Annotated in this window: 13 protein-coding genes; 9 read left to right on the top strand and 4 right to left on the bottom strand. The window is 41.2% G+C overall.

The features are described 5' to 3' along the window. Window positions 1-46: 46 nt before the first annotated feature. Window positions 47-2,134, bottom strand: a complete 2,088-nt coding sequence (locus PQ469_RS16845) for a glycoside hydrolase family 97 protein (RefSeq protein ID WP_274208724.1) — start codon at window positions 2,132-2,134, stop codon at window positions 47-49. 576 nt (window positions 2,135-2,710) lie between these two features. Between PQ469_RS16845 and PQ469_RS16840 the strand changes: the two genes are divergently transcribed. Further along, window positions 2,711-3,415 carry an NUDIX hydrolase gene (locus tag PQ469_RS16840; RefSeq protein ID WP_090652941.1) on the top strand — a complete coding sequence of 235 codons (705 nt, stop codon included), beginning with the start codon at window positions 2,711-2,713 and terminating at the stop codon, window positions 3,413-3,415. A 13-nt stretch (window positions 3,416-3,428) separates the two neighbouring features. Here the strand turns inward: PQ469_RS16840 and PQ469_RS16835 are convergent, their stop codons facing one another. After that, entirely contained in the window at window positions 3,429-5,558 is a 2,130-nt protein-coding gene (locus PQ469_RS16835; protein ID WP_274208723.1) for a sensor histidine kinase, read from the bottom strand. 122 nt (window positions 5,559-5,680) lie between these two features. On the opposite strand from PQ469_RS16835, the gene PQ469_RS16830 reads away from it, so the two are divergent. The 3 genes from PQ469_RS16830 to PQ469_RS16820 all read left to right on the top strand — a co-directional run bounded on the left by PQ469_RS16830 (window position 5,681) and on the right by PQ469_RS16820 (window position 11,074). Beyond that, window positions 5,681-6,130, top strand: a complete 450-nt coding sequence (locus PQ469_RS16830; RefSeq protein WP_090652943.1) for a response regulator — start codon at window positions 5,681-5,683, stop codon at window positions 6,128-6,130. Window positions 6,131-6,226: 96 nt separating this feature from the next. Continuing rightward, a complete protein-coding gene (locus PQ469_RS16825) occupies window positions 6,227-9,814 on the top strand; it encodes a PKD domain-containing protein (protein ID WP_274208722.1) in 3,588 nt (1,195 codons plus the stop codon). 243 nt (window positions 9,815-10,057) lie between these two features. Then, window positions 10,058-11,074, top strand: coding sequence for a PorP/SprF family type IX secretion system membrane protein (locus PQ469_RS16820; protein WP_274208721.1), 1,017 nt, complete (start codon window positions 10,058-10,060; stop codon window positions 11,072-11,074). Between the two features lie 157 nt (window positions 11,075-11,231). Here PQ469_RS16820 and rpoN read toward each other — a convergent pair whose 3' ends face one another. Continuing rightward, on the bottom strand, window positions 11,232-12,707 hold the full coding sequence (gene rpoN / locus PQ469_RS16815; RefSeq protein WP_090652946.1) for an RNA polymerase factor sigma-54: 1,476 nt from the start codon (window positions 12,705-12,707) through the stop codon (window positions 11,232-11,234). A gap of 140 nt (window positions 12,708-12,847) precedes the next feature. Between rpoN and mscL the strand changes: the two genes are divergently transcribed. Continuing rightward, window positions 12,848-13,267: a large-conductance mechanosensitive channel protein MscL gene (gene mscL, locus PQ469_RS16810; protein WP_274208720.1), complete on the top strand. Its 420-nt coding sequence runs from the start codon at window positions 12,848-12,850 to the stop codon at window positions 13,265-13,267. A 65-nt stretch (window positions 13,268-13,332) separates the two neighbouring features. Here mscL and PQ469_RS16805 read toward each other — a convergent pair whose 3' ends face one another. Continuing rightward, a complete protein-coding gene (locus PQ469_RS16805) occupies window positions 13,333-14,211 on the bottom strand; it encodes a ChaN family lipoprotein (RefSeq protein WP_274208719.1) in 879 nt (292 codons plus the stop codon). A gap of 134 nt (window positions 14,212-14,345) precedes the next feature. On the opposite strand from PQ469_RS16805, the gene rpmH reads away from it, so the two are divergent. The 4 genes from rpmH (at window position 14,346) to tsaB (ending at window position 16,066) form a co-directional block, all read left to right on the top strand. After that, entirely contained in the window at window positions 14,346-14,504 is a 159-nt protein-coding gene (gene rpmH / locus PQ469_RS16800) for a 50S ribosomal protein L34 (RefSeq protein WP_076375290.1), read from the top strand. A 78-nt stretch (window positions 14,505-14,582) separates the two neighbouring features. Next, window positions 14,583-14,984 carry a ribonuclease P protein component gene (gene rnpA / locus PQ469_RS16795; RefSeq protein WP_090652949.1) on the top strand — a complete coding sequence of 134 codons (402 nt, stop codon included), beginning with the start codon at window positions 14,583-14,585 and terminating at the stop codon, window positions 14,982-14,984. Then, complete coding sequence (yidD, locus tag PQ469_RS16790) at window positions 14,981-15,223, top strand: membrane protein insertion efficiency factor YidD (RefSeq protein WP_274208718.1); 243 nt, start codon at window positions 14,981-14,983, stop codon at window positions 15,221-15,223. Before rnpA ends, yidD begins: the two co-directional genes overlap by 4 nt. Window positions 15,224-15,370: 147 nt before the next feature. After that, entirely contained in the window at window positions 15,371-16,066 is a 696-nt protein-coding gene (tsaB, locus tag PQ469_RS16785; RefSeq protein WP_274208717.1) for a tRNA (adenosine(37)-N6)-threonylcarbamoyltransferase complex dimerization subunit type 1 TsaB, read from the top strand. The last annotated feature ends 2 nt before the right edge of the window (window positions 16,067-16,068 follow it).

Raw genomic sequence — 16,068 nt, 5'->3', positions numbered from 1 at the left:
CATCCGGGCTATCCAATTCTTCAACAGCGGGCTGCTAAAAAGAAATTTATTTTAACTCAGCCGCGAAACCGCCATTACGTACCATAGTGATGGTCATTTTATCGCCGGCTTTTACCTGTTTGGTTTTACGGCGGTAATCCATAGCCTGGTTGCCTGCGTTTATGCCATCTTCAAACCATGTTATGGTGTAGGTTTTGTCTTTATCCAAAAAGTCGAAATTGATTTCCAACTCCCTGGCTTTTTCTTTGCCATTGGTTATGCCACCGATAAACCATTTTTCGCTTTTGCGTTTGGCTACAACTGCAACCTGGCCGGCATCTGCAATTAGCGCCCGGGTTTCGTCCCAGGTGGTGGGCACGCTGGTTATAAATTCGGTACAATCGGCGTTGCGGTAGTAAAGCGATGGGTTATCGCACAGCATTTGTACACCGCTTTCAAACACCACGTACATGGCCAACTGGTTAACCCTGGTGCCTATGGCAGCTGCATTGGGCCGTTGCGCGCTGTAAACGTTGGGCTGCATGTTTATCATGGCCCCCGGTGTAAAATCCATCGGGCCTACGGCGTTACGTATAAATGGCAGATAAGTGCTGTTATCGGGCGAGCACCCCCCCATTTGTTCAAGGCCGCGAACTCCCTCGTACGATATGAGGTTCGGATATTTATATTCGAGCCCTGCAGGTTTAAAGGCACCATGAAAATCAACAAAAACCTTGTTCATGGCCGCTTCTTTAACCACATCTTCATAGTATTTTACCATCCATTGGTCGCTGCGGTCCATAAAGTCAATTTTAACGCCTTTAACGCCCCATTCGTGGAAGGTTTTAAACAAATTCATATTATTATGTACGGTAAGCCATGTTAGCCATAAAATGACGCCCACATTTTTTTCCTTGCCATAACGGATCAGCTCTTTCAGGTCTACCTTCGGATTGGGCGTGTACGGGTCGGTTGTGCTTTTGGCCCATCCCTCGTCCATCACAATATATTTAACGCCGTATTTGGAGGCAAAGTCGATATAGTATTTGTAGGTATCCAGGTTATACCCCGACACAAAGTTTACATCGGGCCCATAAGGGGTAGCATCGTTCCACCATTCCCAGCTGGCCTGGCCGGGTTTAATCCACGTGGCGTCGCCAATAACGCTTTTTGACGATAACCTCAACGTCATGGTGTTTTCTAACAGTTGCTTATCGGTTTTAGCTATTACAAAATACCGCCACGGAAAATTACGGGTGCCGGATGTTTTGGCAATATAATCTGCCGATTTTAAGATCTTCTGGCTCCGGTCGCCGTCGGGGCCAAATTCCAGCGGAACTTTTGGAAACGTAGCTTCGGCGCCGTTGCTGCCTGTGCCTGTTAAAAACATGCCCGGATAATCGGAAAGGTCGGCTTCGCTGATCAGTATTTTATAGTTTTGTTTGGTATCTATCAACACCGGCAGGGTCGACATTTTGTCGGCCGGTTTCCATGAAGCCGACGAAACGTGTGTATAAGCATCTTCGTATGAGGTTTTAAAGCCACCTGGCTGCTGCAGGGTTAACGCGTAATCTTCAGGAAAGTTTATACCAAAATCCTCGCTCATTACCGTTACATCTCCCTTTTTTTGGGCTATAAAACGGTATGCTATCCCATCATCAAAAGCACGGAATTCTACCGAGTAGTTCCCTTTAAAGTTTAATAGCACGGCATTATAAATGCTTTTAACGGTCGAGAATTTCAGGGAAACATATGGTTTGATGGTTTCTTCGCCATGTATACGCTTTGAGTTCAGAAGTTTGGGGTTTTCGCCTAAGCTAACATCATTAAGATTAAGCGCCAGGTGGCTTCTCGTTAGCAGTTCTTTACCGTTGCCATATACGGAGTAATATATTTTATCGCCGGTAGTTATAGTTACCTTAAGCTCGCCATTTGGCGAGGCCAGATCAATAGGTTTGTCCTGGGCAAACAGCCTGCCCGTGGCGACAGATAACAAGATAAGGCAACATAGATATTTTTTCATAAAACGGATAACGCTGTAATTGGGTTTATTGGTGAATGATGGTATTGTTGGCAAATTGCCGCAAGCATTGGCTGTGCAAATGGTGCGCTGATAATTTAGTACAGGCAATGATAACGAAACATTACCGGCCACTTTTTATCAATAGCCAAAGTTAATGTTAAGTAGTTAAAATAAAACCAGGCCAATGGCCGCGCAATGTGGATTAATCACTCATAAAACCGGGATAGCCGGGCTTATGGGTGATTTTTTGAAGCCGGTACCACTGGTAGTAGATGTAGCTTCTGAATACTAATTTGCTGATAATTTGTGTTTTAAATAACACTCTAAGTCCGGCAAGATGATTTCCCCCATTGATTTTAATAACAAGGTTCTGCAAAACTTTCAAGATACAATTCAATATCGAAATGTATAGGCCGACAATAAATATGTACGTTTTAACAAAAATGGCAATCAGATAATTTATCCTTTGGGTTGTTGTAAAATTAAAGGTGGTGAAGGTGCGGCAAAGGTGTTGCACTGGCATTACTAAAGTGGGGGCAAAGGTGCCCGAAAGGTATCATGGGTGCTGGCTTTAAAAGTCAGACGAGCGGATAAACCTAATAATGCAGAAGATACATCCGATAATACCGGCTTATAAAATAGTTGTCGGATTAACACTAAATAATTGCATAATTATTTTTACACTTGCATATAAACTCTAACTAAATTATGCAGAAGTATAGCGGCCAGAAGCGCATCTTAGTGGCTACCGATTGTATCATTTTTGGATTTGATGGCTGGAATATCAAATTATTGCTGGTTCAGCGTGGCCTTGAGCCCGAAAAACATAAATGGAGCCTGATGGGCGGCTTTATTCAACCTTCGGAATCGCCGGATGATGCTGCTAACCGCGTTTTGGAGTTGCGTACCGGGCTTAAAAATGTGTATATGGAACAGTTTCGCGTATTTGGCAGTCCTGACCGTGACCCGGTTGAACGCACGCTTTCGATAGCTTATTTTGCATTGATAGATATTCATCAATATGAAAAACAACTGAGTGATGAATATCATCCTGAATGGTTTTTACTGGATGAAATGCCCGACCTCATATTTGACCATGCCCAAATGGTTAGGTTGGCACTGAGACAGTTGCGCTATAAAGCTGCGCTGCACCCGATCCTGTTCCAGCTTTTGCCCGAAAAATTTACCATCCCGCAATTGCAGGCGCTATACGAGGGGGTTTATCAAACCAAATTCGACGACAGGAATTTTAGCCGTAAACTGTTATCAACCGGTTTGTTGGTTAAGCAACCCGAAAAGGATAAGTTGTCCTCAAAAAAAGGAGCATTTTATTATAAGCTCGACCAATCGCACTACGAACAAAACTTCGAGTCGTTTTTAAATCTTGTACCAAACCCCGAGAAGTTTTTTTAAGACATATTGAACATCAAACCAGGTTTTTAGGCAATAATACGGTAAATGTTGTGCCCTTGCCACGGGCAGATACCACATTAATGCTGCCCCGGTGCTTTTCGATGATGCCAAATACAATTGACAAGCCCAGGCCGGTGCCTTCGCCTACATCTTTAGTAGTAAAAAAAGGCTCGAAAATCCGGTTTTTAGTCTCGTCGTCCATCCCTATGCCAGTATCGGCAATTTCGATGGAAATATGACTGGGCAGTTCACTGGTTGTTATCACCAGGCTATTGCCCTCGTGCTGTTCTTTTGCTTTAATAGCATGTATGCTGTTTCCAATCAGGTTGATTAATACCTGATTAATTTTCCCCGGATAACAGTTTATAGGTTTAATATTGTTTAAAACGGTTTTAACCTCGATATAATAGGGGATAGTGCTTTTTAAAATAAGCAGATTGGCCCGTATGGCTTTATTGATATCAAGTTTCTTTAAAATCAATTCATCGGTGCTGCTAAAGGTAAAAAGGCTTTTAACAATTTCGGTGGTACGTTTGGCGCCCTCTTCAATGCCATTTAACAGTATATGTATCTCGTCCCTTATAAAATCTGGGTTGATGGTTTGCCGGTAGGCCTGCGCTGCGCCGATATATTCTGCGCTATCTGGGGTGTTTAATACATCGTCATATTTATTAAGCAAAGTAAATAATTCATCTAAATCAAGACGCAAAGGACTGATGTTTGAACTCACAAAGTTGATGGGGTTATTAATTTCGTGCGCAACACCTGCGGTAAGGCGGCCAAGAGATGCCATTTTTTCGGTATCAACCAACTGGTGCTGCGTGCTCTTAAGGTTATCAATAATTTTCGAAAGGTCTTTATTGGCATTTATCAGTTCACTTGTGCGCTCTTTTACTTTATTTTCGAGCGATTTATTTTGCTGCATAATTAATCGTTGATTTTCCCTGGCAACAGAAATGGCGAAGTTTTGTGCGTCTATTTTTTGGTTCCGGTAAAGGTTAATCTTATCTGCCAATGCGCCCGAAAACAAAACTATGCCAATTACTAAACTTAAGGATGTAAGGTTGGCTGTAAAAATATTGTACGGGATAATATCTTTAGTCTGCGCTGCTGATATTAATATGCCAACAAAAAGAGCTCCCCAGCCCAGCATAAACAATTTGGCAGGTTTAAAGCCCTTTACATACAAATAGGTAACTATGAAAAGTAGGTAAATGGCGATGAAAATCATCGTGATATTAATGATGCCGTAAGAGAGCGCGGTGAATTTGCCAAAAATTACGATGGTGGTAACGATGTATATTGCAAATAACAGCAAATTAATATTGTAGCCCGCCCTTAGGTTTCCTTTTAACTGTAAAAACTCGCCGGCAAATAGTAAAGTAAATACGCCAAAACACACCCTGGCCAAAGGGATGATGTAATTGTTAAAGGTAATTTTATCGTCCGCGAGGTGATTCCCATATCCCCGCCTGAAGGTTAGGTTTAACCCCATGAAAATAATAAAAAAAACGTAGTAGAGATAACTAAGGTCACGTATGATAAAAAAAAGCATTAAATTGTACAATACGCTAATAATAATAGCCCCCACAAATGCGGCAGTAACCACGTTTTCGATGTTTTGACTCCTGAAAAACGACCATTGGCTATAAACTTTTATAGGGATAACCGACCATAGGCTACTTTTAACGCGCAGATATATTGTTTTTGATGAACCAGGTGGTAGCGGTAAACTAATGCTATTTGGGCTTTGCAATTTCGACTGACTGGGCTCATCGCTGGCCGTTAGATGGCAGATTTTATTTGCTTCATTTACATAGTACAAATCAAAAGCGTCAATAATTCCCGCGCCGGTGTTTACCAATATATTGGGCTCATCGTCGCTGTTTTTGATAGTAGCCTTTAACCAAACAGTCGAATTAAAAAAAGTCGACATAGGCAGGGAGTTAAGGCTCGTTTTAAAAGCTGTGCTTTTTATCACCTGGTTTGCAGCCAGGCTTCCGGATGGATCTTCCAGTTCGTAAAAATAACTACTGGTTAGCAGCTTTGATTGGTTGTTATTAATTACAAGCGTATCTGCATTATGTGCAAAAACTATAGCGTTTTGGAATAGTAAATATGTGGCTAACAAAAATTTCTTCATATTTACTTATTGTAATTTTTTGATAGCGCAATATTTGCTAAAAAATGGGCAAAAGTTAAAACTTTCTATAAATTTACTTTACAAACCAATTATCTAAACCAGTTTTACCTAATTTTTTCGCTATGCCCGTTGGAGTATTGTATGTTGATGATGAGATAAATAACTTAAATAGTTTTAAAGCGGCGTTCAGGCGGAGTTTTAATATTTATACGGCGCAATCGGCAGCCGAGGGGTGCCAGGTACTGCAGGCTTATGAGATAGGTGTTATAATTACCGACCAGCGAATGCCGGTTACAACCGGTATCGAATTTTTAGAATCGATTTTACCTTTGTATCCCGATACCATCCGTATACTTTTAACTGGTTTTTCGGATGTTAACGCGGTGATGGATGCAATTAACCGGGGGCAGGTTTACAAATACCTGGTAAAACCCTGGCAAAACGACGAACTGAAAATTTACATTCAAAATGCTATTGAAATATATGAGCTGCGAAAAGAAAATAAGGAACTAACCTATAAGCTTCAAATCGCTAACCTTGAACTTGAGTCGCTCCATAAAACCGGGGGATAGTTTAGGTTTAATACAGGTTTAACGGTCATCACACTACTCTTTAATAACCAACGGATGTTTAGTATTTCAAATCTTACGTTTCAAAGCTAATATGATATGAAAACGATTTGCAAATTTAATTTGTATGATTGTTTGCATAAAGCAAAGGGTAAAAGGCTCAAATCTCAACTGATAAATCTTATATCCATTTTCGTTTTTTTAATATTTTTTAATTCAGGTGCAAAGGCGCAAAATGGTTTCTCGAACCAGGGGACCGAATTTTGGACGGTTTATATGGATCATATCGATCCACCTACCACAAGCGATCCCAGGGGCAACGTGAGTAAAATGGACCTTTATATTACCGCCGATGTAAATACCAGGGTAACTGTTGCTATTGCCGATGGCACTTTTTCTGAAAGTTACGATGTAGTGGCGAGGCAAATACTTACGGTAGAAATACCAGGAAGCGCTTTTATTGACCAGCAAGGTCTGAGCTTAAAAGGTATTCATATCACATCACAAAAGCCGGTTGCTGTTTATGCCCATATTTTCGCTCAAAGTGTTTCGGGCGCCACCCTTTTGCTGCCTGTAAATGTGCTTGGCAAAGATTATCTTTCTATCAATTACAACCAGCAATCCAATTCCCTTAGCACCGAAAAAAAACCATCTTATTCCACATTTGCAGTTATTGGAACTGAAGATAATACTACCGTAGAAATAACACCAACCACATACCTGCTTAATGGCGAGCCGCCGGGCAAGCCTTTTACGGTAAATTTAAACAAAGGCCAGGTGTACCAGGGCCTGGCAAATGACGATTTAACAGGTACCCGTATCCGCACCATAAGTACCCAGGCCGGATCATGTAAAAAAGTTGCCGTTTTTTCGGGGAGCTCAAAAATACTTATCGGTTGTTTAACCAAAAACAATACATCTGACAACCTTTTCCAACAGGTTTATCCCACCGCTGCCTGGGGTAAAAATTATATCACTGCACCCTTAAAAAGCCGCTATTATGATGTTTTTAGGATTGTTAAAAGCGATCCTAACACAACCGTAAACCTAAACGGCGCTAATCTTTCACCGTCGGATTTTGTAAACGGACGTTATTACGAGTTTAATTCAACCAGCCCTAATGTTATTAAAGCTGATAAACCTGTGCAGGTTGTGCAGTATGCGGTAACACAATTTAAAACAATTAGCTGCATTGATACCGCACTTGATATCGGCGATCCCGAAATGATTTATCTTAATCCGCTTGAACAAACGCTTGATCATGTCACCTTAAATTCAACCGGTAATTTCAGGATAGCAAATAACTATATTAATGTAATTATAAAAACTGCTGCCGTGCCCACCTTTGCGCTCGACGGTAAACCGTATACTGAATTTACCCCCGTAAGCAATAATCCGGTTTATTCATATGCCCAGATATATGTTTACAACGGGGTTCATCATATAAGCGCGTCCGACGGCTTTAACGCCATTGCCTACGGCTTTGGTAACGCCGAATCATACGGCTATGCTGCGGGCACCAACTTGAAAAACCTAACCCGGTTTATTGCTTTGGATGATCCTAAAACCAATACTACTACATTGAACGGCTGCTCTGGCGTAACCTACAAAATACAATTAACCCTGCCCTACAAAACAACGCACATCAAGTGGGATTTTAAAAATGGCATCGTATACGATGATAGCAACCCGGTTGTAAAATCAACTTCGGTAAAGGGCGGGCAAACTTTGTATTTATATGAGTATGCAGCCGATGCGGTTTATAATGCAGGCGATTACTCTATATTGGCAACGGTATTTAACCCGGTTGCTGATGAATGCGGTTCGGACGAGGATGTCGAGCTTGACTTTAATATCTCTGATCCGCCTGTTTCAAGATTTAACTTTTCGGGAGCATGTTTGGGCGATACCACTTTTTTTAGAGATACATCGGTAACCAACGGCCGCGAAATTAAAACATGGTTATGGGATTTTGGCGACGGATACACGGATGTGGTGCAAAACCCATCACATTTTTATAAAAAGGCCGGAGAATATACAGTCAGGCTTACTATTGCCAATGAAAATGGCTGTACCGATATATCGGAGGCTTCAAAAGTTAGTATCAGCAATTTGCCTGTAGCAAATTTTGACGTTGCTGCTTCAGGTTGTCCTAAGCAGGATGTAAGTTTTACAGATCGGTCTGTAACCGCTGATGGCACAATATCAAAATGGATATGGGATTTTGGAGATAGTACTGCCGTGATAACTAAAACAGATAAATCGCCCATTGCACACGTTTACCAGGCTGCAGGTACTTATATTGCAAAATTAACCGTAATAAATGCCAATGGTTGCGCCGGGTTGGTTAAACAAAAGGCTGTAGTAATAAGCCTGCTTCCCGTTGTAGATTTTGTTCTGCCAGACGCCTGCGTTGCCGACTATGTTCAATTTAAAGATAGTAGCATGGTAGCCGACCATACAGAAGCCGATTTTATTTACCACTGGGATTTTGGTGATATTAACGCCACTGCCGCCAACAACACATCTGCCGAAAAAAATCCGCGACATCATTATACCGAGGCCCGCGATGATTACCAGGTGAGTTTAACAATTACTTCAAAATATGGCTGCACATACACCCAAACCAAAACTTTTGTAGTTAACGGCGATATTCCTAAAGCAAACGTGGTGTTAAAAGATCCCTCGGCAATATGCAGCGACAAGGAGGCCTTTTTTGAAAACCGGTCGACAGTTAATTTTGGTAACATAACCCGGCTGGAGGTTACTTTTGATATGGCAGATGCCTCATCATTGAGGGTATATGATCACCCGGTTTACGGGCAGCAGTTACGCTATACTTACCCCATATTTACCGATGGCGACCGTACTTTTAATGTGCATGTTGCTGCTTATTCCGGGGGGGGTTGTGCCAATATTCAGGAATTTCCCTTAGTTGTAAAAGCTACCCACATTATTACTTTAGCGGCAGTGCCACCAATTTGTCCCGAGGCTACCGCTATACAGCTTGCTCCTTTAAGTATAGTAGGCCAGCCTGGCAGCGGCTCATATTACGGCAGTGGAGTAAGTTTAAACGGCTTATTTAACCCGGCTGTGGCTGGTGTAGGCACTGTCAATATAAACTATGTATATACAACTGCAAATAGTTGTCCTGATACTGTGAGCCAACAAATTGTGGTATCCCCTTCGCCAATTGTAACTTCAGAGGGGGCAGTAACGATGCTTGAGGGTGCAGCGATTACGTTAAAAGCATCAGCAGCCGGCCATAACCTTAGTTATAAATGGTACCCTTCAATTGGCCTTGATCATGATGATGTATTGAACCCTATAGCAAGCCCTAAAGAAACTACGGGTTACCGTTTAACGGTAACATCTGCAGAAGGGTGCTCAAGTTCGGCAGATGTTACGGTGAAGGTTTTAAAATACCTGGTAATTCCAAATGCATTTACACCTAACGGAGATGGACGAAATGATGTTTGGGATGTTAAATATTTAAATGATTATCCCGATAATACCGTAGCAGTTTATAACAGGTATGGCCAAAAACTATTTTCATCAGTTGGCTATCCAGTTCCATGGGATGGCAGATATAACGGGAATTACCTTTCGCCCGGCACCTATTATTACATTATCAACCCTAAAAACGGGCGCGGAATTGTATCCGGAAGTGTTACTATTATGAGATAATTAATGGTTTTGTAGATTACATAAAACGGCATTAATTATTAAAACATCGATATTTTAATAAATTCTATCGATAGAATATGTAATAGATACAGAGAAAGATTATATTCGTCAATTGGTTACAATGCACTCCGTAACGGCTAACAGAATGGATCTGGTTTGTCACCGGCAACGTGTTGTTGAATAATGAAGCCTAAACCGGACGGAATGTTATTAGGGTTTTTGTAGCCATCATAAGATAAATTGATGAAGAGAATTTTTTACGCTATTGTTTTTTTTATTGCAGGTGTACATTTTGCGTATGCGCAGCAAAAGCCTCAATACACCCAATATATTTTTAATAATTACCTGTTAAATCCAGCCTTAACCGGCATCGAAAATTATACCGATGTTAAAGCAGGCTACCGTAGCCAATGGACTGGTTTGGAGGGGGCACCCACAACCGGCTATTTAAGTATCAATGCGCCTATCGGCGACAGGTTTGTACAGGGGGATGCGACGGCCTTCCCCGCAAGTGGTGGGCTTAATCCCTCAAGCAGATTGTATACCCAACAGTACCAGGCTGCGGAGCCCCATCATGGTATTGGCTTAACGCTTGTTTCTGATAAAACAGGGCCCATAAGCCAAACAACTATCGATGCTACTTATGCATATCATTTAGGCCTTACCGATAGGTTAAACCTGGCGGTTGGTGTATCGGCAGGGGTGAGCCACAACGTGCTCGATCGAGCTGCACTTCATTTTGGTGGGGTAGATGATTCTGATCCAATTTTGGCCAACCTAAACACTAATCAGTGGAAACCCGATTTGGCTTTTGGAGTTTGGGCTTACGCTTCTGATTACTTTTTTGGAGTATCTGTGCAACAAATATTGCCGCAAAGCCTGTATGTAACCGGGTCATCATCATTAAACAAAACAGTGCCGCATTACTTCTTTACGGCGGGCACCAAGCTGTTTTTGTCTGATGATGTTACACTTATCCCCTCGGTATTGGTTAAAGTAATAAAGCCGGTGCCTACTACTTTTGATGTAAACATGAAAGTATCGTTCCAGGACAAATTTTGGTTAGGTGGCTCATACCGCCGCAACGATTCTTTTGCGGCTATGGTTGGTTTTAACCTCAGCTCGTTTATAAATGTTGGTTACTCTTATGATTTTACCACCTCGGCCCTAAACACCGTAAGTAACGGATCGCATGAAATTGTCATCGGAATCCTCCTTAATAACCGCTATAAAGTTACCTGCCCGCAGCATACGTTTTAGATTTCAGATGTGCAGATTTCAAATGTGCAGATTGGACTTCGTTATAAATAAAATGCCCCGATTGAATTCAATCAGGGCATTTTCTATTTTATAGCTTTATAATTTAATCCTCAAATATTTCATCTGCACATCTGAAATCTGCACATCTGAAATCTGTCTACAATTCCCTGCGTAACCTTGCAACAGGGATATTCATTTGCTCGCGGTATTTGGCTACGGTGCGGCGGGCTATGTTATAACCGGCATCTTTTAAAATATCGGTCAGTTTTTCATCGGCAAGTGGGTGGCGTTTGTCTTCTTTGCCAATGTGCTCTTCCAATATCTTTTTAACCTCTTTATTAGATACCTCTTCGCCGCTTTCAGTTTGGATTGCTTCTGAGAAGAAGGATTTTAACAAAAAAGTACCAAACTCGGTTTGAACGTATTTAGAGTTGGCCACACGTGATACGGTGCTGATGTCCATGTTTATCCTGTCGGCAATATCCTTCAGGATCATAGGCTTCAGGTTTTTGTCATCGCCGGTAAGGAAAAACTCATATTGGTACTGCATGATGGCATTCATTGTTTTTAACAATGTTTGCTGACGCTGTTTAATAGCATCAATAAACCATTTGGCCGAATCGAGCTTTTGTTTTACAAATTGTACTGCTTCCTTTAGTTTTTTATCCTTTTGCGATGCCTTATCATAATGCTGAAACATTTCCTGGTATGACCGGCTAACACGTAATTCAGGAGCATTTTTGGAGTTTAAGGTGAGTATCAGTACACCATCGTTGTTGGTGATGTGAAAATCAGGAATCACCTGCATCTGTTTGGTGTTAATTTCATTACTATCGCCCGGCTTAGGGTTAAGTTTCAAAATCTCGTTAATAACACCACGCAACTCGTCCGAATCCATATTTAGCGATTTTTCCAGCTTATCGTAATGTTTGCGGGTAAACTCGTCAAGATATTGCTCAACAACGATGATCGCTTTTTTTATGATAGGATCATTAGGATCTTTTTTGCGAAGCTGGATGAGCAGGCACTCCTGCAGGCTACGTGCGCCTACACCGGCCGGATCAAAGTTTTGAATCACCTTTAACATGTCTTCAACTTCTTCATCCTCAGCCATTACATTTTGTGAAAAGGCCAGGTCATCTGTAAGCGACATGATAGGACGACGCAGATATCCATCATCATCAAGGCTGCCAATGATCTGTTTGCCTATCCTGAAATCCTTATCACTTAGCGGTAATAGGTCAAGCTGTAGTTGCAGGCTTTCAAAAAACGAGCTTTGTACAGCAATCGGGATTTCTTTTCGCTCATCCTCATCGTCTCCGTTTTGGTCATAGCGCGATCCATAGTCATTTACGTTGTCATCCTGCAAATAATCGTCTATATTAAATTCATCCATTTCCCCCTTTTCTTCATCACCGTTAAAGGTGTCTTCGTCAGGGTCGCGGTCTGGATATTCTTCAACGGGCTCATTCAAATTTGTTAAGCTAAGGTCCTCAAGTGCAGGGTTTTCTTCCAGTTCTTCTTTAATTCGGGTATCCAGAGATACGGTAGGCACCTGCAGCAATTTTATAAATTGTATTTGCTGTGGCGATAGCTTTTGTAAAAGTTTTTGTTGAAGGTTCTGTTTTAGCATAGTTTAAGACGTGTTCAAAAATACATCAATTACCGTGAACTTTAAAATAACTTACCGTAAATGGAATAATGATGATAAATGTTAAATAAAAACTTTTGTTTGGTTAGTGTGTTAAATAATCTTAACCAAAAATCAATATCATGGCCGTAATTAAAGAATTTAAGGAGTTTGCCCTGCGTGGCAACGTTATTGACCTTGCAGTGGGCGTTATTATTGGCGCCGCTTTCGGTAAAATAGTTACCTCGCTGGTAACTGATATTATTATGCCGCCAATCGGCCTTGCTACGGGAGGTGTGGATTTTAAAGATATCAAGATATTGCTGAAGCATGGCGATGCCGAAAAAAAAATACCTGATGTAGCTGTTAATATTGGTAATTTTATTAACATCACCATTGAGTTTTTAATAGTAGCGTTTTGTATTTTTCTTATTGTAAAAACAATCAATGCCATTAAGCGGTCGCCCGAACCAGAAGCTGCTCCAGCACCTGAACCAGCCCCGACAAAAGAAGAAGTTTTACTTACTGAAATCAGAGATCTGTTAGCAGCCCGGAAATCTTAATGTTCGATACTTGATAGTTCATGGATAGCAGCTTTGGTGTTAATCCATGAACCATTGGCTATGGCCTAAAAACTCTTTGGCAATTTGGCGTCTGTGAGGATAATATAATCTGCCAGTTTACTGAATTTGGCCCAGTCGGGGTTATCAAAACTTTCATCCGCATAGGCGCCTATGGTGATAACACGTGCTTTTGGAGCATACTTTTTTAACTGGGCAACAGCACCCATTTTTTCTTCGCTGTGAAAGCCGCCGTTAATTTGCATGATTTTAAAGTCGGTATGTTTTTTATAAAACTGTGCTATTGACCAGCCCATGGTTGCATCCCAAAGATTTTGCGATTGATAAATTTGCATTCCTGCCATCGCTGCGTGGCCGCCCATTATCTTTACAAATTTATCGTAATAGAGGCCCGTAGCGGTATCAATAGGCAGGGGAGGAAGGTAGCCCCTGGCTTGTGCATCAAGTTGCTGCAGGCTGTTTAAACCATTGCGTGTTACCATGTTGGTATAACGCGATGGGGCGTTTGCTGCTACTACAGGTATTTGGCTTTGTTTGGCCTGCTCAACCAGGGGGCGGTAATCTTTATAATTAGGCCAGGTACGTGCATCGCTCACCAGATTTTTTTCGCGAATGAAGCCATTCAGGTATTCATTTAACACCAGTTGGCAATCGGTGGTAAACATTTCCATCGATAAGGCCGTTTTGCCGGGATATTGTTGCGCCAGCTGCTTAAAAAGTTCAAGTTCCAGCAGGTGCCCGGTAGAATCATTGTGTTCTTCGCCAAAAAAAAGCACATCGGCTTTAGCCATGTTATTAATAATATCGGCAACTGTTGCCGGTTTTTGGGTTGCAGTACTGAATATTTTATAATGAATGACCGGAGTAGCCTGACTTAATGCAACAAAAGGTAAGCAAATGATAAGTAGCAGGATAGATAGTTTCATATTGTGGTTTTAAAACGCTTAATTTACAGCAATAAATATAGAGCAACAAATAAGAAAAATAGTGTTTGAAATGTTTTAAAATATTACTACATTTGCGCTCTTGTTTTTAAAACGACGAATACAATAAAATAGTTATGAAAAGAACGTTTCAGCCTTCTCAAAGAAAAAGAAGAAATAAACACGGATTCCGTGAACGCATGTCAACTGCTAACGGCAGGAGAATATTAGCAGCCAGAAGAGCTAAAGGCAGAAAAAGATTATCAGTTTCTGACGAGGGTCGTCACAAAGCATAAACCGGTTGCGCTGGTGGGCATTAAGCCAGCCAATGGATACCGATTGTCTGCTTAAATCCCGGATCCAGATAAGCAACTATGTATACTTTTAAAAAAGAAGAACGGTTATGTAATAAAAGGCTTATTGATAAGCTTTTTCATAGCGGCTCTTCTTTTTTGTGTTATCCTTTTAAAGCCTCGTGGTTATATCATACCCAACCACAACAATATCCTGCCCAAATATTATTTTCGGTGTCCAAAAAGCGTTATAAGCACGCTGTCGACCGTAATTTAATAAAGCGCTATATGCGCGAAAGCTACCGGCTGCACAAACAACAAAACCTATACAATTTGCTGCAAACAGCCGATAAAACCATTGTACTATCGGTAGGTTATATTGGTAAAACAATTGAGCCCTACAGTGTCATGGAAAAAAAGATGCTGAAGATGCTTGCCCAACTGGCAGAACAGGTAACTGCTGCTAATACTACAACGGTATGATGGCACTGGTAACATTGTTTAAACAGCTTGTAGGCTATATTTTTATTGCAGTGATAAAAGTATACCAGTATTTTATTTCGCCGATGACGGGTGCTTCGTGCAGGTATACCCCAACATGCTCGCAATATGGGGTAGAGGCTATCAGGAAACATGGGGCCTTCAAAGGCGGATGGCTAACTATTAAACGAATCGCCAGCTGTAACCCCTGGGGAGGGCATGGACATGATCCGGTACCTTAATTAGTTTTAAGTTTTGAGTGATGGGTTTTGAGTTTTGCCTTGCCCTAAGCTTAAAAGGTTTGATTTTTTTGTTTTGTAAAGTGCGGTGGTGATTGAATTTTTCAACTCACAACTCACAACTCACAACTCACAACTCACAACTCACAAATGGGCCTTATTTTACAAATAGAAACTGCAACAACATCATGCTCAGTAGCATTAGCTGCTGATGGTAAGGTTTTGGATTTTAAACAGGTAAATGAGCGTAATAAACACGCCGAAGTAATTACTTTATTTACCGAAGAACTTATAACCGGCGGTAATTTTAATTACCGCGACCTGGACGCAATTGCGGTAAGTTGCGGTCCTGGCTCATACACAGGTTTGCGTATTGGGGTATCTACAGCAAAGGGGCTTTGCTTCGCGCTTGATAAACCGCTTATAGCTATCGAAACTTTGGAGGCGATGGCTTATGGTGTAATTAATGATAATACAATACCCATTAATGAAAACACATTGCTGTGCCCTATGATTGATGCCCGCAGAATGGAGGTTTATTGCAGTGTGTTTAATATTGCAGGCGAAAAACTTAAAGATACAGCTGCTGAAATTATTGACGAAAACAGTTTTGCCGATTTGTTAAAAGATAACCGGGTTCTTTTTTTTGGCGATGGCGCCGACAAATGTGAAGCTATTTTAGGCGGCAATCCTAACGCCAGCTTTTTACACAATTTCGAAAACTCCGCAACGTATCTTACCCAAAAGGCGGCCGAAAAATTTGCTGATAAAGATTTTGAAGATGTAGCCTATTTTGAACCTTATTATCTGAAGGATTTTATAGCGGGGAAAAAAAGTAAGAGTTAAGA

Source organism: Mucilaginibacter sp. KACC 22773 (assembly GCF_028736215.1).
Lineage (GTDB): Bacteria > Bacteroidota > Bacteroidia > Sphingobacteriales > Sphingobacteriaceae > Mucilaginibacter.
The sequence above is the reverse complement of the archived record's forward strand: the minus strand, read 5'-3'. Positions and strand labels throughout refer to the sequence as shown.

Coding starts and splice junctions, on each gene's coding strand:
- PQ469_RS16825 (WP_274208722.1), top strand. CDS start 6,227: ATGAAAACGATTTGCAAATTTAATTTGTATGATTGTTTGCATAAAGCA.
- PQ469_RS16835 (WP_274208723.1), bottom strand. CDS start 5,558: ATGAAGAAATTTTTGTTAGCCACATATTTACTATTCCAAAACGCTATA.
- rpmH (WP_076375290.1), top strand. CDS start 14,346: ATGAAAAGAACGTTTCAGCCTTCTCAAAGAAAAAGAAGAAATAAACAC.
- PQ469_RS16840 (WP_090652941.1), top strand. CDS start 2,711: ATGCAGAAGTATAGCGGCCAGAAGCGCATCTTAGTGGCTACCGATTGT.
- PQ469_RS16820 (WP_274208721.1), top strand. CDS start 10,058: ATGAAGAGAATTTTTTACGCTATTGTTTTTTTTATTGCAGGTGTACAT.
- mscL (WP_274208720.1), top strand. CDS start 12,848: ATGGCCGTAATTAAAGAATTTAAGGAGTTTGCCCTGCGTGGCAACGTT.
- yidD (WP_274208718.1), top strand. CDS start 14,981: ATGATGGCACTGGTAACATTGTTTAAACAGCTTGTAGGCTATATTTTT.
- PQ469_RS16805 (WP_274208719.1), bottom strand. CDS start 14,211: ATGAAACTATCTATCCTGCTACTTATCATTTGCTTACCTTTTGTTGCA.
- PQ469_RS16830 (WP_090652943.1), top strand. CDS start 5,681: ATGCCCGTTGGAGTATTGTATGTTGATGATGAGATAAATAACTTAAAT.
- rnpA (WP_090652949.1), top strand. CDS start 14,583: ATGTATACTTTTAAAAAAGAAGAACGGTTATGTAATAAAAGGCTTATT.
- tsaB (WP_274208717.1), top strand. CDS start 15,371: ATGGGCCTTATTTTACAAATAGAAACTGCAACAACATCATGCTCAGTA.
- rpoN (WP_090652946.1), bottom strand. CDS start 12,707: ATGCTAAAACAGAACCTTCAACAAAAACTTTTACAAAAGCTATCGCCA.